The 16,812-nt window shown below is 41.0% G+C and carries 14 protein-coding genes; 5 read left to right on the top strand and 9 right to left on the bottom strand.

Annotated elements, in window-relative coordinates:
- The first annotated feature begins 613 nt into the window (after positions 1-613).
- The gene (locus CDC33_RS06115; protein ID WP_109007730.1) at positions 614-1,759 is read left to right on the top strand and encodes a hybrid sensor histidine kinase/response regulator; all 1,146 of its coding nucleotides are present in this window, start codon (positions 614-616) and stop codon (positions 1,757-1,759) included.
- Positions 1,760-1,947: 188 nt separating this feature from the next.
- Positions 1,948-3,330, top strand: a complete 1,383-nt coding sequence (locus CDC33_RS06105) for an aldehyde dehydrogenase (protein ID WP_109007728.1) — start codon at positions 1,948-1,950, stop codon at positions 3,328-3,330.
- A gap of 129 nt (positions 3,331-3,459) precedes the next feature.
- Here the strand turns inward: CDC33_RS06105 and CDC33_RS06100 are convergent, their stop codons facing one another.
- The 3 genes from CDC33_RS06100 to CDC33_RS06090 all read right to left on the bottom strand — a co-directional run bounded on the left by CDC33_RS06100 (position 3,460) and on the right by CDC33_RS06090 (position 5,126).
- Positions 3,460-4,065, bottom strand: a complete 606-nt coding sequence (locus CDC33_RS06100) for a sulfite oxidase-like oxidoreductase (protein ID WP_109007727.1) — start codon at positions 4,063-4,065, stop codon at positions 3,460-3,462.
- 306 nt (positions 4,066-4,371) lie between these two features.
- Complete coding sequence (gene rpmF, locus CDC33_RS06095; RefSeq protein ID WP_109007726.1) at positions 4,372-4,545, bottom strand: 50S ribosomal protein L32; 174 nt, start codon at positions 4,543-4,545, stop codon at positions 4,372-4,374.
- A 113-nt stretch (positions 4,546-4,658) separates the two neighbouring features.
- The gene (locus CDC33_RS06090; protein WP_109007725.1) at positions 4,659-5,126 is read right to left on the bottom strand and encodes a hypothetical protein; all 468 of its coding nucleotides are present in this window, start codon (positions 5,124-5,126) and stop codon (positions 4,659-4,661) included.
- Between the two features lie 200 nt (positions 5,127-5,326).
- Here CDC33_RS06090 and CDC33_RS06085 point away from each other — a divergent pair, with 200 nt between their 5' ends.
- A complete protein-coding gene (locus tag CDC33_RS06085) occupies positions 5,327-7,177 on the top strand; it encodes a caspase family protein (RefSeq protein WP_109007724.1) in 1,851 nt (616 codons plus the stop codon).
- 105 nt (positions 7,178-7,282) lie between these two features.
- Here CDC33_RS06085 and CDC33_RS06080 read toward each other — a convergent pair whose 3' ends face one another.
- A complete protein-coding gene (locus tag CDC33_RS06080; RefSeq protein ID WP_109007723.1) occupies positions 7,283-7,660 on the bottom strand; it encodes a Mo-dependent nitrogenase C-terminal domain-containing protein in 378 nt (125 codons plus the stop codon).
- A gap of 527 nt (positions 7,661-8,187) precedes the next feature.
- On the opposite strand from CDC33_RS06080, the gene CDC33_RS06075 reads away from it, so the two are divergent.
- On the top strand, positions 8,188-9,384 hold the full coding sequence (locus CDC33_RS06075) for an anion transporter (protein ID WP_109007722.1): 1,197 nt from the start codon (positions 8,188-8,190) through the stop codon (positions 9,382-9,384).
- Between the two features lie 71 nt (positions 9,385-9,455).
- On the opposite strand, the gene CDC33_RS06070 is transcribed toward CDC33_RS06075, so the two are convergent.
- Both CDC33_RS06070 and CDC33_RS06065 read right to left on the bottom strand, forming a co-directional pair.
- Entirely contained in the window at positions 9,456-10,046 is a 591-nt protein-coding gene (locus CDC33_RS06070) for a hypothetical protein (RefSeq protein WP_109007721.1), read from the bottom strand.
- 369 nt (positions 10,047-10,415) lie between these two features.
- Positions 10,416-11,585 carry an RNA-guided endonuclease InsQ/TnpB family protein gene (locus CDC33_RS06065; protein ID WP_244919277.1) on the bottom strand — a complete coding sequence of 390 codons (1,170 nt, stop codon included), beginning with the start codon at positions 11,583-11,585 and terminating at the stop codon, positions 10,416-10,418.
- Between the two features lie 87 nt (positions 11,586-11,672).
- Here CDC33_RS06065 and tnpA point away from each other — a divergent pair, with 87 nt between their 5' ends.
- Positions 11,673-12,068 (top strand): IS200/IS605 family transposase, encoded by a 396-nt coding sequence (gene tnpA / locus CDC33_RS06060; RefSeq protein ID WP_109007719.1) that lies wholly within the window; start codon positions 11,673-11,675, stop codon positions 12,066-12,068.
- A 298-nt stretch (positions 12,069-12,366) separates the two neighbouring features.
- Here the strand turns inward: tnpA and CDC33_RS06055 are convergent, their stop codons facing one another.
- The 3 genes from CDC33_RS06055 to CDC33_RS06045 form a co-directional block, all read right to left on the bottom strand.
- Positions 12,367-14,139 carry a ribonuclease J gene (locus CDC33_RS06055; protein ID WP_109007718.1) on the bottom strand — a complete coding sequence of 591 codons (1,773 nt, stop codon included), beginning with the start codon at positions 14,137-14,139 and terminating at the stop codon, positions 12,367-12,369.
- Between the two features lie 279 nt (positions 14,140-14,418).
- The gene (dapA, locus tag CDC33_RS06050; protein ID WP_109007717.1) at positions 14,419-15,303 is read right to left on the bottom strand and encodes a 4-hydroxy-tetrahydrodipicolinate synthase; all 885 of its coding nucleotides are present in this window, start codon (positions 15,301-15,303) and stop codon (positions 14,419-14,421) included.
- 134 nt (positions 15,304-15,437) lie between these two features.
- On the bottom strand, positions 15,438-16,481 hold the full coding sequence (locus CDC33_RS06045; protein ID WP_109012462.1) for an aspartate-semialdehyde dehydrogenase: 1,044 nt from the start codon (positions 16,479-16,481) through the stop codon (positions 15,438-15,440).
- Positions 16,482-16,812: the final 331 nt, after the last annotated feature.

Here is a 16,812-nt window from a genome sequence, read left to right as displayed (position 1 = left end):
ACTGAGCCAAGGGGTGGGATTGACATTTTCGTATTTATGTGGTCAAAAAACATAAAAAGCTATTTGACCCATGTTTTTTCAATCATTTACGACAATTTGTCCTATTTTGAATGAAAAACTGATATTCAGATAGAGTTTTAAGCTTTTTGTCTGTATCAAGAGCTACAAAATTAGATGCGCTTACCCTGCGTAGACATAGAGCGGCTTATTGCTAGATATCGCCCTTGAAGCAATATTGTTTACGAATGATGTAAGATTGGCTGATTTAACAGAAATTAACACTCAGGCAGTGCAAATTGTGTAATTGTAGCCTGAGTTCTCAGCAGGTTTATGCTGTGAATATCGCATTTCGAGATACTCTCGCAAGCGGGTTTCTTTACAGCGATCGCCTACGCAATTATATCTCTAGTTCTCTACCGAAAGCGATACATCAAAGTCTCCATAAGTCATTTAACCATTTACTGCATCCAAAGCTAAAATTTTACCAGCCACAATTTAATAGTAAAAAAATACTTCTTAGGTAGGGAGGCTTACTAAAAAACTTGGTAGACAAATTGTTATAACTACAGCTAGTCTTACAAAAATTTACTTTTACCTCGTACCTTGCATCTATATGACTTCACAATCTTCTCGCTCTGACAAAATTCTAGTTGTTGATGACTCTCCTGATAACGTGTTTTTGATCAAAACTATTTTGGAGGAAGAAGGTTACATCATTAGCACCGCAGAAAATGGGATTTCAGCCTTAGCAGAATTGAAAGCTTCTCCTTGTGACTTGGTTCTGCTGGATCTGATGATGCCAGATATGGATGGGTACGAAGTCACTAAGCATATTCGTGGAGATATGAAATTGCCGCAATATATCCCCATACTGCTGATTACTGCCCATGATGCACCCAACGTCGCCCACGGATTAGACTTGGGTGCTGATGATTTTATCCGCAAACCTGTAACAGTAGATGAATTGCTGGCACGAGTGCGATCGCTCCTGCGCTTAAAGCATAGTATGGATGAACGTGATGAAATTGCCCGCCAGCGAGAAGATTTTGTCTCCCGCCTCACCCACGATTTACGCACTCCTTTGGTAGCTGCCGATCGCATGTTAATGCTATTTCAACAAGGTGCGTTGGGAACATTATCACCGCAAATGCAGGAAGTAATCGCCATCATGGCCCGTAGCAATATCAACCTGCTTTCTATGGTTAATACCTTATTAGAAGTTTATCGCTTTGAAGCAGGTCGCAAAACTTTGGCGTTTCAACCAGTTAATCTGAGCCAATTGCTAGAGGATGTGACTGGAGAATTAGCACCTCTAGCTCAAGACAAAACACTGTCTCTAAATTTAGACATTACTGAGGAATCAAGCACAAAAACAGTAATGGGCGATCGCTTAGAACTGTATCGTCTATTCACCAATCTTATAGGGAATGCGATCAAATTTACCGACTCTGGGTCTGTTACTATTCGTTTAACTTCTCAACACCAGTTTGGTAAAAATAGTCAATCTCAGTTATTAGAAAAATCCAATTCCGTTGAGTATATTAGTATTGAGATAGCGGATACCGGCCCAGGTATTCCTGCTGAAGAACAAGCCACTATATTTGAACGATTTCGTCAAGGTAGCCATAAAAGTTCTGGTAGTGGCTTAGGATTGTACCTTGCTCGTCGAATTGTCGAGGCACATCAAGGTATTATTCTACTTAATTCTGAGTTGGGCAAAGGTAGTGTATTTATTGTGCTTCTACCTACCAAAGCATGAAAAAATTAGTAATTATAAATTATGAATTGTCAATTTTTAATCCTGGTAATTCATGATTTATAAGCTTACTACCATCTATCGAAAATTTAAAGTAAAAGATACTTAGAAAATCAAACGCTAAAAATTGATGAATGAAATATGCTGAAATAATAGCATTAGTATTAAATAGTTTTTGATAGGGCAAAACAATGATGACCACTGAATTATCTAACATTGGCAATATTATCCAGACTCAGCGAAATTTTTTTCAAACGGGCAAAACTAAAGATGTAAATTTTCGCATTGAACAACTTAAAAATCTCAAGCAAGCAATTATCGAGCATGAAAAGTCAATAGTTGAGGCATTACAAGCGGATTTACATAAACCAGAAGTAGAAACTTACCTTACAGAAATTAGCGTAATTAAGGATATTGATTACGCCATCAAACATCTTCAAAAGTGGAGTAAGCCCAAAAAAGCACCCGTTTCTTTTGATTTTTTTTCCTACTCGGCGAAAATTTATCCAGAACCGTTAGGGGTTGTTTTAATTATTGGGCCTTGGAACTATCCATTTCAGTTAATTATCTCACCGTTAGTAGGTGCGATCGCAGCCGGAAATTGTACAATTATCAAACCTTCAGAAATTGCTTCTCATACGTCTGATGTCATTGCTAAGATTATTAACAAAAATTTTGACCCTGCTTATATTGCAGTAGTTGAAGGAGGAGTGGAAGCAAGTCAAAAACTACTAGCAGAAAAGTTTGACCATATCTTTTTTACTGGTGGTACAGCCGTAGGCAAAATCGTTATGGCAGCAGCAGCAAAATATCTCACACCAGTTACTTTAGAATTGGGTGGTAAAAGTCCTTGTATCGTAGATACTGACATTAATCTTGAACACACTGTCAGACGAATTACTTGGGGTAAATTTATTAACGCTGGACAAACTTGTATCGCCCCTGACTATCTTTTAGTTAATAAAAAAATCAAAAAAGATTTAATAGATGGGCTGGGGAAATGTGTAAAAGAATTTTATGGCGATAATCCAGCAAACAGTCCTGATTATGCCAGGATTATCAGTCAAAAACACTTTGATAGGTTGGTTAACTTTCTCAAAGATGGTGAAGTTATTATTGGTGGAGAAACTCAACCTTCAGAGTGTTATATCGCTCCTACAGTGGTTGATAATGTCTCCTTAGAAGATTCTGTAATGCAGGAAGAAATTTTTGGCCCGATTCTACCCATCATTGAATATACTGACATTGCAGAAGCGATCGCCTTGATTAACTCTAAATCTAAACCGTTGGCATTATACTTATTTTCTCAAAACAAAAATCTCCAAAATCGAGTTTTGCAGGAAACCTCCTCTGGTGGAGTTTGTATTAACGACACAGTGATGCAGGTTGGTGTCTCGTCTTTACCATTTGGTGGGGTGGGAGATAGCGGTATTGGCAATTATCACGGCAAAGCTAGTTTTGACACCTTTTCCCATAACAAAAGTGTATTGCAAAACTCTTTCTGGCTCGATTTAAAATGGCGATACGCTCCATATCAGGGCAAGTTGCCTCTAATCAAGAAACTTCTGGGTTAAAAAAGTTAGGAGTTAGGAGTTATGAATTTTTAACTCTAAACTTCTAACTCTTGTACAGACGCGATTAATCGCGTCTCTTCTAACTCTTGTACAGACGCGATTAATCGGGTCTCTCCTAACTCTTAATTATTAAAACCCAAAAGCGTTACTGTAACGCTCCTCAGCCCAAGGTTCACCACGGCGGTGGTAGCCATTACGCTCCCAAAAACCAAGTTCTTCACCAGCTAAAAATTCCAAACCATTAATCCACTTAGCACTTTTCCAAGCGTAGAGGTGGGGAACAACTAGCCGCATCGGGCCACCGTGTTCAGATGGAAGGGGTTCGCCAAAGACTTTAAAAGCAAAGAAGTTTTCTTCGCGCATAAAATCTTCTACAGAAATATTTGTAGTGTAGCCGCCGTAGCAGTGTTCCATAATGTCGGCTACTTTGGGATCTAGCTCAATCAGACCCATGAAATCCGTAACTTTTATGCCAGTCCATTTGACATCCAGTTTAGACCAGCGCGTTACACAGTGAAAGTCTGCCGTAAATTCGTGTTGAGGCAGCGCCATAAAGTCTGACCAACTAAAAGTAGCAGGTTTTGCCAAACCCCAAACTCGAAATTCCCATTCCTCAATGCTGACTTGGGGAGTTGCACCGTAAGTTAATACGGGGAAACCTTTAGCTAAGTGTTGACCAGGAGGGACGCGTTCTCCCTCTTCCTTCCCTGGTTTCTGAAAAAATTTTCCTAGCATAGTTAGAGAAAACTTATTTTTCTCAAGATGTGTACAAGCTTTTTTGCTGAGTTGCCAACAGCATCAGATGTTTGACTCTTTATATGATTACTTGATCATTACTTGTAAATGATAGGTAATGGGTAATGGATATTCCCAATTACTCACTACCAATATTTTCGATCTAATGAGCTTTTGTAGAGTATCTAAGATTCATAATGCAATCAGGAAAGCTAAAAAAAGCATTTATCCAATGGTAAGAAGTTTGATTGGTGACTTTGGCAATCAAATCTATCGGTGCTGTTCACGCTTTTCCTGACTGGGAAATTATGATTCTTCTTCCTCTTCTTCAGCAACTGGATATACAAATGTAGAACGTCCAGTCAAAATTGATTTGCCCAGAGACAGAGCTTTTTGAGCTTCAACGACGGCTTTATGCCTCCAGGTAGCTCGACGTTTATCTCGTTTTGATTTTGAAGTTTTCTTCTTAGGAACAGCCATGTCAGCAGATATCGCAATTCTTGACAACCTTACTATTCTAGGCCATCCACTGACGCGAAGGACAACAGTAAAGGCAATTAATGAATTGCCTCTACAGAAAATTAGGGTTTCGGCTATTTTTTGGGTAAGTTCTGGCTATTTTCCAAGAAAAGTAGCGATCGCGCAGTTTTGAAGTAAGTTGCCCAATTTTGAGCATCGGGACGTGATCGCCATTCGGGACGACTAACATCTAATGCCAGAACCGGTGCGATCGATCCATTATTTTGTACGGACACAATAATTGAAACATCTGTCACCAAGATATCTTGGTCAAAACTCCGTTGAGCAGCTGCTCTAGCGGCTGCTTCCGCCCTTCTGAGAACGGTTTCATAGTTTTCATCTGGCAGGCGGTCAATATCTAAATCAACTCTAGCGGTGTAAGCTCGCACAACCTGAGGTGCGAGCGCTTCCATCAAAAACCACGCAGGAACAGTAGATATAAGCAAAACTGCTAAAGGAATTATCCGGATTCTTCTGGCAATTTGGCTAATAACTGAAAAGGGAGTGATCGATGATGGTAGGTGAGCAGAAATTTTGCTCATAACCTTCTATCTCCTTAGTAATGATCTTTTATTGAAATTAGGTAAAAGGTATTTTCCGCTCTATATACGTAATAAAAATTACATTCTAACTTAAGATTCGATCAGAATCACTTAGACTATAAAACACAGGTTAGCTTTGTTTTTTGGGCAAAGCCAACCGCAATTTTAAGACCAGCAAACAATAACTGACAAATAGCGGGATGGCAAATTACTGGGCGATCGCGATTGGCATCAATCAATATCAGTTATTTCAACCTTTAAGTTGTGCCCAAGCAGATGCTGAGGCACTAGAGGATTTTTTGGTGACGGAGGCAGGTTTTCTCCCCAAACACTGTCTACTAATGACGGATACCTCACCACCGATTGGGGATAGATCAACTTATCCGACTAAAGAAAATATTTTGCTGCTACTTGAGGATTTGGCAGCGACAAGTTGGCAACCAGAAGATTATCTGTGGTTATTTTTTAGCGGTTATGGGGTCAACTACAAGGGCAAAGATTACTTAATGCCAGCAGAGGGCAACCCCGAACTCGTGCAAGAGACTGGCATAGAATTGCGATCGCTAATGCAAAGTCTGCAACTTGCTGAATTAAATGTATTGTTACTACTCGATATCAACCGCGCTTTTGGCACTCAAGCCGATGCTCCCGTTGGTGAAGAAACAATAGAATTAGCCCAAGAACTACAACTTGCAACCATTCTTTCTTGTCAACCAGAGCAATTTTCCCATGAAAGTAGCGAATTAGGTCACGGATTCTTTACAGCAGTCTTGTTAGAAGCTTTACGTTCTGGTAATGGCAACAACTTGGCAGATTTAGAAAGCTATCTAAGCCTGATCATGCCAAAAGTATGTCACCACCACTGGCGTCCTGTCCAAAACCCTGCCACTATTATCCCATCAAGGCAGCAGGTAATCTTGCCAAAATTGGCCATGGAAAGCGACTTGCAATCAGAACCGGTGATTTATCCTGAAGAATCCTTTGCTGTTGCCCTTGCGGCTCCTCCTCTCGACGATTACCCTAAAACTTCAGCAGAACGGGGCAGATGGGGAGAAACGACTGTGAACTCTTCCCAACAGGTGAAAGCTCGCAAGGCCGAAAAATCTAAAGGTCAACAAATCCAAGAGTCAACTACTGGCTTAGTTTCCCAGCCAATGGCGGAAACTTCTTTAGGAGTGCCGAGCGGAAGATTTATCCCCAATTCCTCTAAAGGTTACGTTTCTCGATTGCCATCCAATCAGCCAAGCATCCCTTTTTGGAAACAGTTTATTTTATGGGGCGGAGGCAGCCTGCTAGTAGCAGGTTTAATTGCTGTAGTTTTTCTCCGTAATCAAGAAACTTTTAAAATTAAGCAGATATCAAGCACATTACCTAATGCTGCTGCGAGCGATCGCACCCCACCAGTTAGACTTAAAAATCAATCTAGCGCTCAAATAACTACTAGTTCCGAGCCAGAAAAGCGGAATCAAGCAGTATTAGACCTAGCGAAGATGTCGCTTAGACAAACTCAGGCTAGCGATTTGAGCATGGCGATCGCAACAGCCCGGAAAATTCGACCTGGTGAACCACTCTATGATCAAGCTCAGGAGAATATTAAGATTTGGAGTGAGATGATTTTAGATTTAGCAGAAGGTCGTGCTAAACAAAGACAGTATGCTAGCGCTATTGCTGCTGCTCGATTAATCACCAAAGATGAAGCCCCCTATGCCAAAGCACAAGCAGCAATTAACCTGTGGCGGTTAGAGGGCAAGCAGTATGTAAGTAATAAAACTCTTTTAGATGCAGCTAATGCCTTAATTAAGTCTGGACAGGCATCTACCTACAATCGTGCGATCGAAGTTGCGAAAAAAGTACCACCGGGTCAACCAGGCTTCGATACTGCCCAAAAATCGATCAATAAATGGAGTGAGAAAATTTTAGACCTGGCCAAGCGTCGCGCCACCGAAGGAGAACTTAACGCCGCAATTGCGACCGCCGCTTTAGTACCAGAGGAGACAGGCGCTTATGAAGATGCTCAGGATGCCATTCAAAAATGGCAAAAAAATAGCTAATCAATAGATAGTTAGGAGTAGAGATGCGATTAATCGCGTCAGTACAGGAGTTACGAGTTAGAAGTTTTAATTCTTCACTCATCACTCCTCACTCCTCACTTTCCCTTAGCAGTACTGTGATACATCTTCGCCGCATTCGTCGGCTAAATAGCACAGCGCTCGAAAACGTAAACCAACTACTTCGTCATATAAGGGATTAAGCTTGCACATGGGTGGAATGTGAAACAGGGTTTTCCCAAATAATTTGACATCTCGCTCAAAGGGACACTGAGATGGAATCAGTTTACACAAACGGTGAGCTAGTTGGCGATCGCGGACTTGAATGTTTTCTACACGCTGCCGTAGAGGGTGGAGAATATCCCAGTAAGGCTTAGAAACAGAACGGTTTAGCTGGGTTACTTGATCGTCACTAGTTTCTGCTTGATTGATTGATACCCAGCTTGCCAAAAAGATCTTTTTAGTGGTATTGTCGAATACCTTCATGGTTTATCCTCTGTGTTATTGAGGCTATTCATCTTTTTGATGAATATATACAACGTGGCAACGAACTTTCCCGGAAAAATCGCGTTCTGACTGCGATATAATGTAATACCTGATTAGCCACTTAAGTCAGAACCTAATTTATTACTACGTCAAGTTAATCGCAATTTTCTGGGGATCGGTAGTGTAATATTACGATCTTGTTCATAACTTGATATAGATTAGATTTTAATAAAGACATCCATCATTGGATAGGTTTTAGTGTAACATTTACAGAACTTAATATGAGATATTTTTGAGAGCATTTTTGCTAAGTATAAATATCGGTAATACCTTAGCAGGCATCTTTCCTCCCCGTATTCTCACCTCCCCACGTAAGAGCATTCTTTTTATTGGTGGCTGAATAGCGTAGAAATAGAGAGAAGTCTGTAGATGCTGCTGCGGTTTATAGCCAGGTGGGTTGGCTTTCTCAGTAGATGCAGAGCGGCTAGACATGAAATATCGGTCGTAGCAAAGTCTCGGTAAAGAAAGTGATTCTTCTCCAATTTGCAATCTATAGCGTCTTAGGGCTAACTTATCTGGGGTTAGCATTGGGCTACGTTCCTGGTTTACGCATGAACCGCGCCACCATTGCTTTGGTTGGTTCTGCCTTTTTAATTGCTTTAGGTGTTTTGAATTTACAGGAAGCATGGCAGGCTATTGATGCCAATACCATCGTATTTCTATTGAGCATGATGGTAGTTAATGCCAACCTATCCTATGCAGGGTTTTTTAAGCGATCGCTATCAGTGATATTGAGTATCACTCGCAGTCCTCTAGGTCTGGTCATTGCTTTAACTTTTGCTAGTGGTATTCTCTCCGCCTTTTTTCTCAATGACACTATAGCGTTGATTTTCACACCTTTAACTTTGAGCCTGACTCAAGCTTTGGGTTTAAATCCGATTCCTTATTTACTAGCGATCGCAGGTGCAACTAATATAGGCTCGGTAGCAACTTTGAGCGGTAATCCCCAAAATATCCTGATTGGCTCCTTTTCAGGTATCGCCTATCTAGATTTTTTACGTGTATTAACCCCAGTTGCCCTTGTCGGCTTGGTAATTCAGGTAATATTACTGTGGCTACTTTACCCAGATGTGCGCTCAGTCAAACCTTGCCAACAGGTAATAGTTGATAACCAACGTATTTTTAAACCCTTATTTAAAAAAACATTAGTCATTACAATTGGACTGCTGATTGCATTTACTGTCGGTTTACCGTTAGGGGAATCTGCTTTAGTTGCTGCTAGCTTGTTGCTAATCACTCGGCGGATTAAACCGCAACGCATTTTGCAAAAGGTAGATTGGAACCTACTGGTAATGTTTTCTGGATTGTTTATCCTGACGCGAGTCACACAAAAGTTGAATTTGCTCCAGCCATTTACCCATGCAATCAATTCTGCTGCGAGTTTTTTGGGTGTAACTGTTATTTTATCTAACTTAATTTCTAATGTGCCTGTTGTACTTCTGCTGCATCCCCTGGTTCCTCCAGGTGACAGTAAGTATTGGCTATTGTTGGCAGCCGGATCAACTTTGGCAGGGAATTTAACTTTGTTTGGTTCAGTCGCCAACTTGATAGTTGTAGAAGCTGCTGCGGATTTAGGCTACAAGCTAACTTTTTGGGAACATCTAAGGTTTGGAGCGCCTTTAACAGTGTGTACTTTAGTTCTAGTATACCTCTGGGTTCATTGAGGGCGATCGCTCTAATTACTAAAGTGAGTCACGCAAATTAAATTATCACAGTGTATGTTCCTAACTCTAGTTTACTTTGGGCCAGTTCCCTTTCCAAACGTTATGACTCCAGCTGAACTGTCTGCACTGAATAAAGGTAATAAGATTGCAGTATCATTTGAATAACAAACTGCCTTGTAATCAAAGCTCGTATTATTGCTTCGCTCAACCCAGGTTACTGAACCATCGGGTGCAAGCGTTATACCGATAGAAGCTGGTTGATTGATGGCGAAGGGTTGAGAAGAGAAACTAAAAGGCCCATCTCCTGGCAAACGAATAAATCGGTTACTCAACAGTTGTGTAAGATCACCTGTGAGGTTGTTTCCATTTAGATTGAGCGTTCCAGTGGTGTAGGTAACTGGATTCTTTCCTGCGTTGTTAAAAACTACAGAGGCGGTTACAAAATTGAGAAAACTTCCCCTTTCCCAATCAAAATAGGGTTGTAGAAATGTTGAGCATGGCACTTCGCTCACCGGAACTGTCGCTTTGATTACCGATATAGTTCTGAGTAGCGATGGATTTAGCTTTAGTTGTGCATTTGCTATCGGAATATTGAAAGTAAGTCCGGTATAAAAAAGAAAGGCATAAAATATAGAACCCCAAAAATTCACTCGGTTGTACATATTTTCTCCTCTTATGAAAAAGAATTAGTGTTCGTCAAGTTAACACATGATATTATTCAGCTTTAACCTGGGGTTTTACGCTAAACCTGCTAATTATTTACATAAGTTTAGAGGTCAGATGTGTTTTTTCGTTCATCTGTAGACGCAGCTATAGAAATTGTCCAGTTTTCTCCACAGCAGAGTAGATAGAAATCTAGGACTTACGCACACTCTACGAATTCTCGGCGCTCTTGGCGTCTTGGCGGTTCGAGAAATTAAGCTTTTTAGCAATTTTTGCGTAAGTCCTAAAATCAATACAGTTCAGTTAGCGTCAAAAACCTTTATAGCGATTTTGACACTCCCCATGCCTGAAGGCAGGGGATTCCAGCGTCACTGACGCTCCTTGCTTTTACTGGACTTGCGTCCAACAGAAGTAGAGGGAACATCTCGACTGGCGTTACTTCCCGGATGCCCTCCGGTAGCGTTTGCACGACCTAAAATTACTTTGGCAGCATTCACATCACGTTGTTCAACGTGACCACAATGCAAGCAAGAATGAGTTCTAGTACTAAGTGATTTCTGAACTCTAGCACCACAGTTACTACATTCTTGACTGGTGAAATGAGGGGGGACAGCAATTATTTCCCGACCTAATTTCTCTCCAAAGTATTCAAGCCACTGGCGGAAGTTGTACCAAGACGCATCAGAAATACTCTTGGCAAGTTTGTGGTTTCTCACCAACCCACTAACATTTAAATCTTCCAAGACAACCTTAGCGTTAGCTAGGCATAAGTTACGCGCCAATTTTTTGGCGTGTTCATTCCTTCGTCGAGTTACTTTCAAATGTTTACGAGCATAAACACCACGAGCTTTCCTTCTACCAGATGACCCCTTTTTCTTTTTATAAATTTTACGCTGAACCCGTTTGATATCTTTCTCAGCTTTACGCAAGTATCGCGGGTTTTCTTCATGCTTGCCGAAAGAATCAGAGTAGAAGTATTCCAATCCCACATCAATACCAATAACAGAATTAGTTAATGGTGCTTCCTGCTTGTTATCAACTTTTACGCAAAACTGCACATAATACCCATCTGCACGACGAACGATCCTAACTCTTTTGATTAGCTCAACAGGATAAGTATGGATATCCCACTTGCCCAATAATTTGAGTTCACCAATACCTTTCTTGTCAGTGAATGTTATTCGTCGTTTTGTTGGGTGTAATTTCCAAGACTGTTGTTTGTATTCAACAGAGCGACTATGTTTTTTAAATCTTGGATAGCCCTTCAATCCTTGCTTTTTAGTTTTGCAGTTGTCGTAGAAACGCTTGATAGCACGTTCTACATTCTCAACAGATGCTTGGCAAGCATGACTGCTCAAATCTCTCACGAATTCATATTCTGCTCTTAATTGAGTGTTGTATTGGTACAATTCTTTCTTGCCAATACCACGATTATCTATCCAATATCTAAGCACTTTATTTCTGACAAACTGACTTGTGCGAATAGCTTCATCTATAGCTTTTGCTTGTGGTTTTTTGACAACTGCTTTGTACTCCATTACTAACACTCTTAAATCACCTCCTTGATATACAGCATTACCTGAAATACTATATAGTTACAGGCTATATAATGTCAACAAGGTTCCATGCAAAAGTTTAAATCAAACAACAATGTTGTTTATTCGTGTAAATATCATGTTATTTTTTGCCCTAAATACAGAAGGCCAGTGCTTGTGAATGCAATCGCCTCTCGACTGAAAGAGTTGCTTGCTCAAATAGCAATTGACATTAAAGTTGAAATTATAGAGATGGAAATAATGCCAGATCATGTACATTTACTAGTAGAAGTTGACCCGCAATTTGGAATACACCGTGTTGTGAAGAGATTCAAAGGTGCGACTTCTAGGTATTTGCGATTAGAATTTCCAGAGTTGAAAAGTAGATTACCTACTTTGTGGACTAATTCTTATTTTGTTTCGACAGTGGGAGGCGCACCACTGGAAGCGGTGAAAATGTACATCCAAAACCAAAAAGAAACTTGACGGCGATAGCGTAGCGGTAGCGAGTCATCGAGCGTCTTGAAATCGCCAACGGCTAACCCCCATAAATGAATTTAGGGGCTAGCCCGCCGTTGCTACTTTGGTCTGTGCCATCATCAAAATTGATGTATTCTTCAAGAGTACTAATTTTTATTGGTGTTTTAGTCATAGCGATCGCCTCCAAGAACTATAGACAAGTTCTATACCCATGATAAAAGACCATATCTCACGCCAAAGCGCAAAGACGTTAGAAAAACTCTACGTCTCTGCGCTTATGCATGATATTTTTATCTGAAATTCTCTATGATGCTACTTGAGCAGCAGTCCGAGTCCGCCGTCTTCTACCGTCGGCAACTTTCACGGGTGGCTCATCAGGGATTTGCATCAACAAAGTCACAGATGGCTGACATTGCAATTCTCGACGGATGGAACGTTGCAATTCTCGTTCTAAAGTTCCTTGCAATCCACCCCAGTCTATATCTGCTGCTTGACCTTCGCCAGGAGCAAATTCTGTCCAGCGCACAGTTAAAATTTCTTCAATCCGTTGTTTGACCCAGGTTTGTAAGAGCGATCGCTCTACACTTGTAACTACACCCCGTAGGTGAATTTCTGGTTTCGCCAGCAGTTTACCATTCCAATCAATGGCAGCTGCGATCGTAATAATACCTTCTGAAGCCATGCGTTGCCGTTCTTGCAGCACTTTAGCACTTACCATACCCGAACTAGTAGTATCCACCAATTCGATACCAGATGGCACTTTACCAGCGACGCGAATCGCATCTTCAGTTAGTTCGACAATATCACCATTCTGAATAATGATCATATTTTCTGCGGGAATGCCCATACTCTGAGCCGTTTCTGCGTGCTTCACTAGCATCCGATGTTCGCCGTGAAATGGCACAAAGAATTTGGGTCGAGTTAAGGCAATCATCAGCTTTTGTTCTTCCTGACAGCCGTGACCGGAGACGTGAATCCCTTTATCTCGTCCATAGACAACTTTTGCACCTTGAATCATCAATTTATCAATGGTGTTGACTACTGCGATCGTATTTCCGGGAATTGGGTTAGCAGAGAATACTACTGTATCTCCTTCGCGGATTTTAATGTGAGGATGTTCTTTGTTAGCAATGCGGGTCATTGCTGCCATCGTTTCACCCTGAGAACCTGTAGTTAAAATTAGTACTCTCTCATCAGGCAGATTCCGGACGGCGTGCAATGGTTGCAGCAGATTGTCTTCACACTTGATGTAACCTAAATTGCGGGCATGAGCAATCAAGTTCAGCATAGAACGCCCGACAATCGTCACTACACGGTTTTGCTTCTTGGCGATATCCAAAATCATGTTGATGCGATGCACGCTAGAAGCGAAGGTAGTGACAAATAATCGTCCAGTGGCTTGACTAAATACTCTCTCAAGATTGGGATAAACTGAACGTTCCGAAGGTGTAAAGCCTGGTATCTCAGCGTTAGTGGAATCACTTAGAAGGCAAAGAACGCCTTTTTCACCATGTTCTGCTAACCGTTGCAAATCAAACTTTTCCCCATCCACTGGGGTATGGTCAATTTTGAAATCCCCTGTGTGAATGACTACACCAAGGGGAGTATGAATGGCAACAGTGAAACTATCAGCAATGGAGTGGGTGTTGCGGATATATTCTACTAAAAAGTTTTTGCCAATTCGCACCACGTCGCGTGGTAGAACTGTTCTAATTTCTGTGCGATCGCGCACTCCTGCTTCTTCTAATTTACCCTCTAGCATTGCCATTGCTAGTCTTGGCCCATAAATCACCGGGATATCAAATTGCTTGAGATGAAAAGCAATCCCGCCAATATGGTCTTCATGACCGTGAGTAACGATCATCCCTTTAATTTTGTGGCGATTTTCCCGCAGATAGGTCGTATCTGGCAGAACAATATTTACTCCATGCATCGCCTCTGTGGGAAAAGCCAATCCTGCATCTAACAGGATAATTTCATCATCATACTCAAAAAGACAAGTATTTTTCCCAATTTCGTGTAAACCGCCCAAAGGAATAATTTTCAAGGCGGAATTATCAGCTTCGTTTTTAGCCATTTTCTCCTTAGATTTTTACTTGTGGTTAATTTAGTTGATAGTTAACGAACTTGTATTTAAGACAACATCATTTGTCTCTTAATTCAGTCCCAAAGCAATCAAGTTTTAATTGAAGATTTCAATTTTTTATTCAATAAAATCGACTGTATACTGAAGAATTTATAGTATGTCTATCAGTCCTAACACAGATTTTTAATTTCCAACTTATGAACAATTATGAGCATTGTTTATATGTATCTTTAAAAAGCAGCAGATTAACAGCGCTTAACCGCATGGTGGCTAGATTAAACTAAGTTTTTTCAGAACCGCTTCTAACTTTTGACTTACTTCTAAATCAGCTTCACACAGGGGCGGACGAGTTGAACCAACCTCCCAACCTTGAAGCTTCAATGCTTTTTTCACTGGAATGGGATTTGAAGTGAGAAATAAAGCTTTAAATAACGGGAAGAGTTGGAGATGAATCTCGCTTGCTACCTCAATTTTTCCCGCTCTAAAAGCTTGGATCATCTGCTGTAGTTGGTTTCCTACCAGATGAGAAGCCACACTTACCACACCCTTTGCCCCGATCGCTAACAAGGGCAAAGTCATGTAATCATCACCAGAATAGATGTGAAATTCTTTTGGTGTCAAGCGACGAATTTCGCTTGCTTGATCTATACTACCAGTGGATTCTTTAATTCCGACAATATTGCTAACCTCAGCTAACCGGGCAACTGTTTCTGGCTGAAGGTTTTGTCCGGTACGACCGGGGACATTATATAACAACAAAGGTAAGTCGGGACAGGCTTGTGCTATAGCCTGAAAGTGCGCTTCCAATCCCGCTTGTGGCGGTTTGTTGTAATAAGGGACAACTTGTAAGGAACCATGTACTCCTATTTTAGACGCTTTTTGGGTGGCTGCGATCGCTTCTTTAGTAGAATTTGAACCACAACCTGCAATCACCTTGGCTTTTCCTGCCACGGAGTGCAATACCTCGACAAACAGCTGGTATTCCTCATCCCAGGTTAGGGTAGGGGATTCTCCGGTTGTGCCGCACACCACCAATGTATCTGTACCGTTGTTAGCTAGATGTGCCGCCAGTTCTGCCGCTACATCATAATCTACACTCCCGTCTGCTTTAAACGGCGTAATCATAGCGGTTAAAACATTGCCAAAATCTCCCACCCTGTTTTCACTCCTAATTACCCATGTTTTTATATCTTGGTGGTTTTCTATTGTAATAACCTATGTGCAAATTTCTTTCAACAGTAATTTGCACATTTGCTCTTTTTCATTAGTTGTTTGTTTTTACTAATGATTTAGCTTGAAACGTAAGCTTTAGCAGGTTTGAGTAGATTTTTTTCTACGAGCAATTCGGCGATTTGTACTGCATTTAACGCTGCGCCTTTGCGGATTTGGTCACCACATAACCATAATTCCAACCCACAGGGATGAGAAATATCTTGACGAATTCTTCCCACTAAAACTTCGTCTTTACCCGTTGCTTCAATGGGCATCGGAAAATAGTTAGTTTCCCAATTTTCTACCAACTTCACTCCAGGGGAGGAATTTAAAATCTCTCTGGCTTCCTTTGCACTAAAGGGAGTCTCAAATTCTAAATTAATGGCTTCTGAATGGGCGCGGAGTACGGGAACCCGTATACAGGTAGCAGTGATTCTGATTTGCTGCGTACCAAATATTTTTCGGGTTTCGTTGACCATTTTCATTTCTTCCTCACAATAACCCAAATCGTTTAATGGTGAGTTATGCGGGAATAAATTAAATGCCAGTGGGTAAGGCAATACCTCAGCGACTGGCGGCTGTCCTTGTAGTATAGCGCTTGTTTGCCTTTTGACTTCTGCCATTGCTCTAGCACCAGCACCACTTGCAGATTGGTAGGTTGCAGCTACGATGCGTTGTACTGGTTTAATTTTATGCAATGGCCATACTGCCACTGCCATTAAAATTGTCGTGCAGTTGGGGTTGGCAATAATACCTTGGTGATTAGCTGCGGCTTCTGGATTCACCTCTGGCACTACTAAGGGAACTTCCGGGTTCATCCGAAAAGCACTGGAGTTGTCAATTACCACTGCACCTTTTTCGACGGCAATTGCTGCCCAAGCTTTGGATGTGGAACCACCCGCACTAGCTAGTACTATATCCACATTTTCAAAGGCGCGATCGCTCACTGCTTCTATGGGTATATTTTCTCCTTTAAAGCGCAGCGATCGCCCGACACTCCGCTCTGATGCCAATAGCTTCAAGTCAGCAATTGGAAAATTACGGATTTCTAATAATTCCAGCAACTCTGTGCCAACGGCACCAGTCGCCCCCAAAATAGCTATACGATAGGATTTAGACAAACTCACTTCCTCCTTTAAGAGGTTTATTTGCAATTTGGAACAGTTGAAGATTTACTTATATTTAAATGGCGATGATTGCCTTGGAATACATTTTCAATAAGTTGAAATTTATCTCTAATTTAGTCTATTCTGTGTCAATTTTTAATTTCTAAATATTTAATACATTTATTTTCTGGGCTATTTAATAATTTAAGTTACGTTGCGCTTTACAACAATGGCTATCCAATTTTTCCATCGATTTAAACTATATATTATACAACAAACAGCCATTTAGCAGAAAAATAGAGATATCTGCACTTAGGCGTTTCATAGGCATCCCACTTGTAAGGCT

The organism is Nostoc commune NIES-4072 (genome assembly GCF_003113895.1).
GTDB lineage: Bacteria > Cyanobacteriota > Cyanobacteriia > Cyanobacteriales > Nostocaceae > Nostoc > Nostoc commune.
Note: the sequence above shows the minus strand (reverse complement) of the source record. Positions and strands in the feature narration are given on the sequence as shown.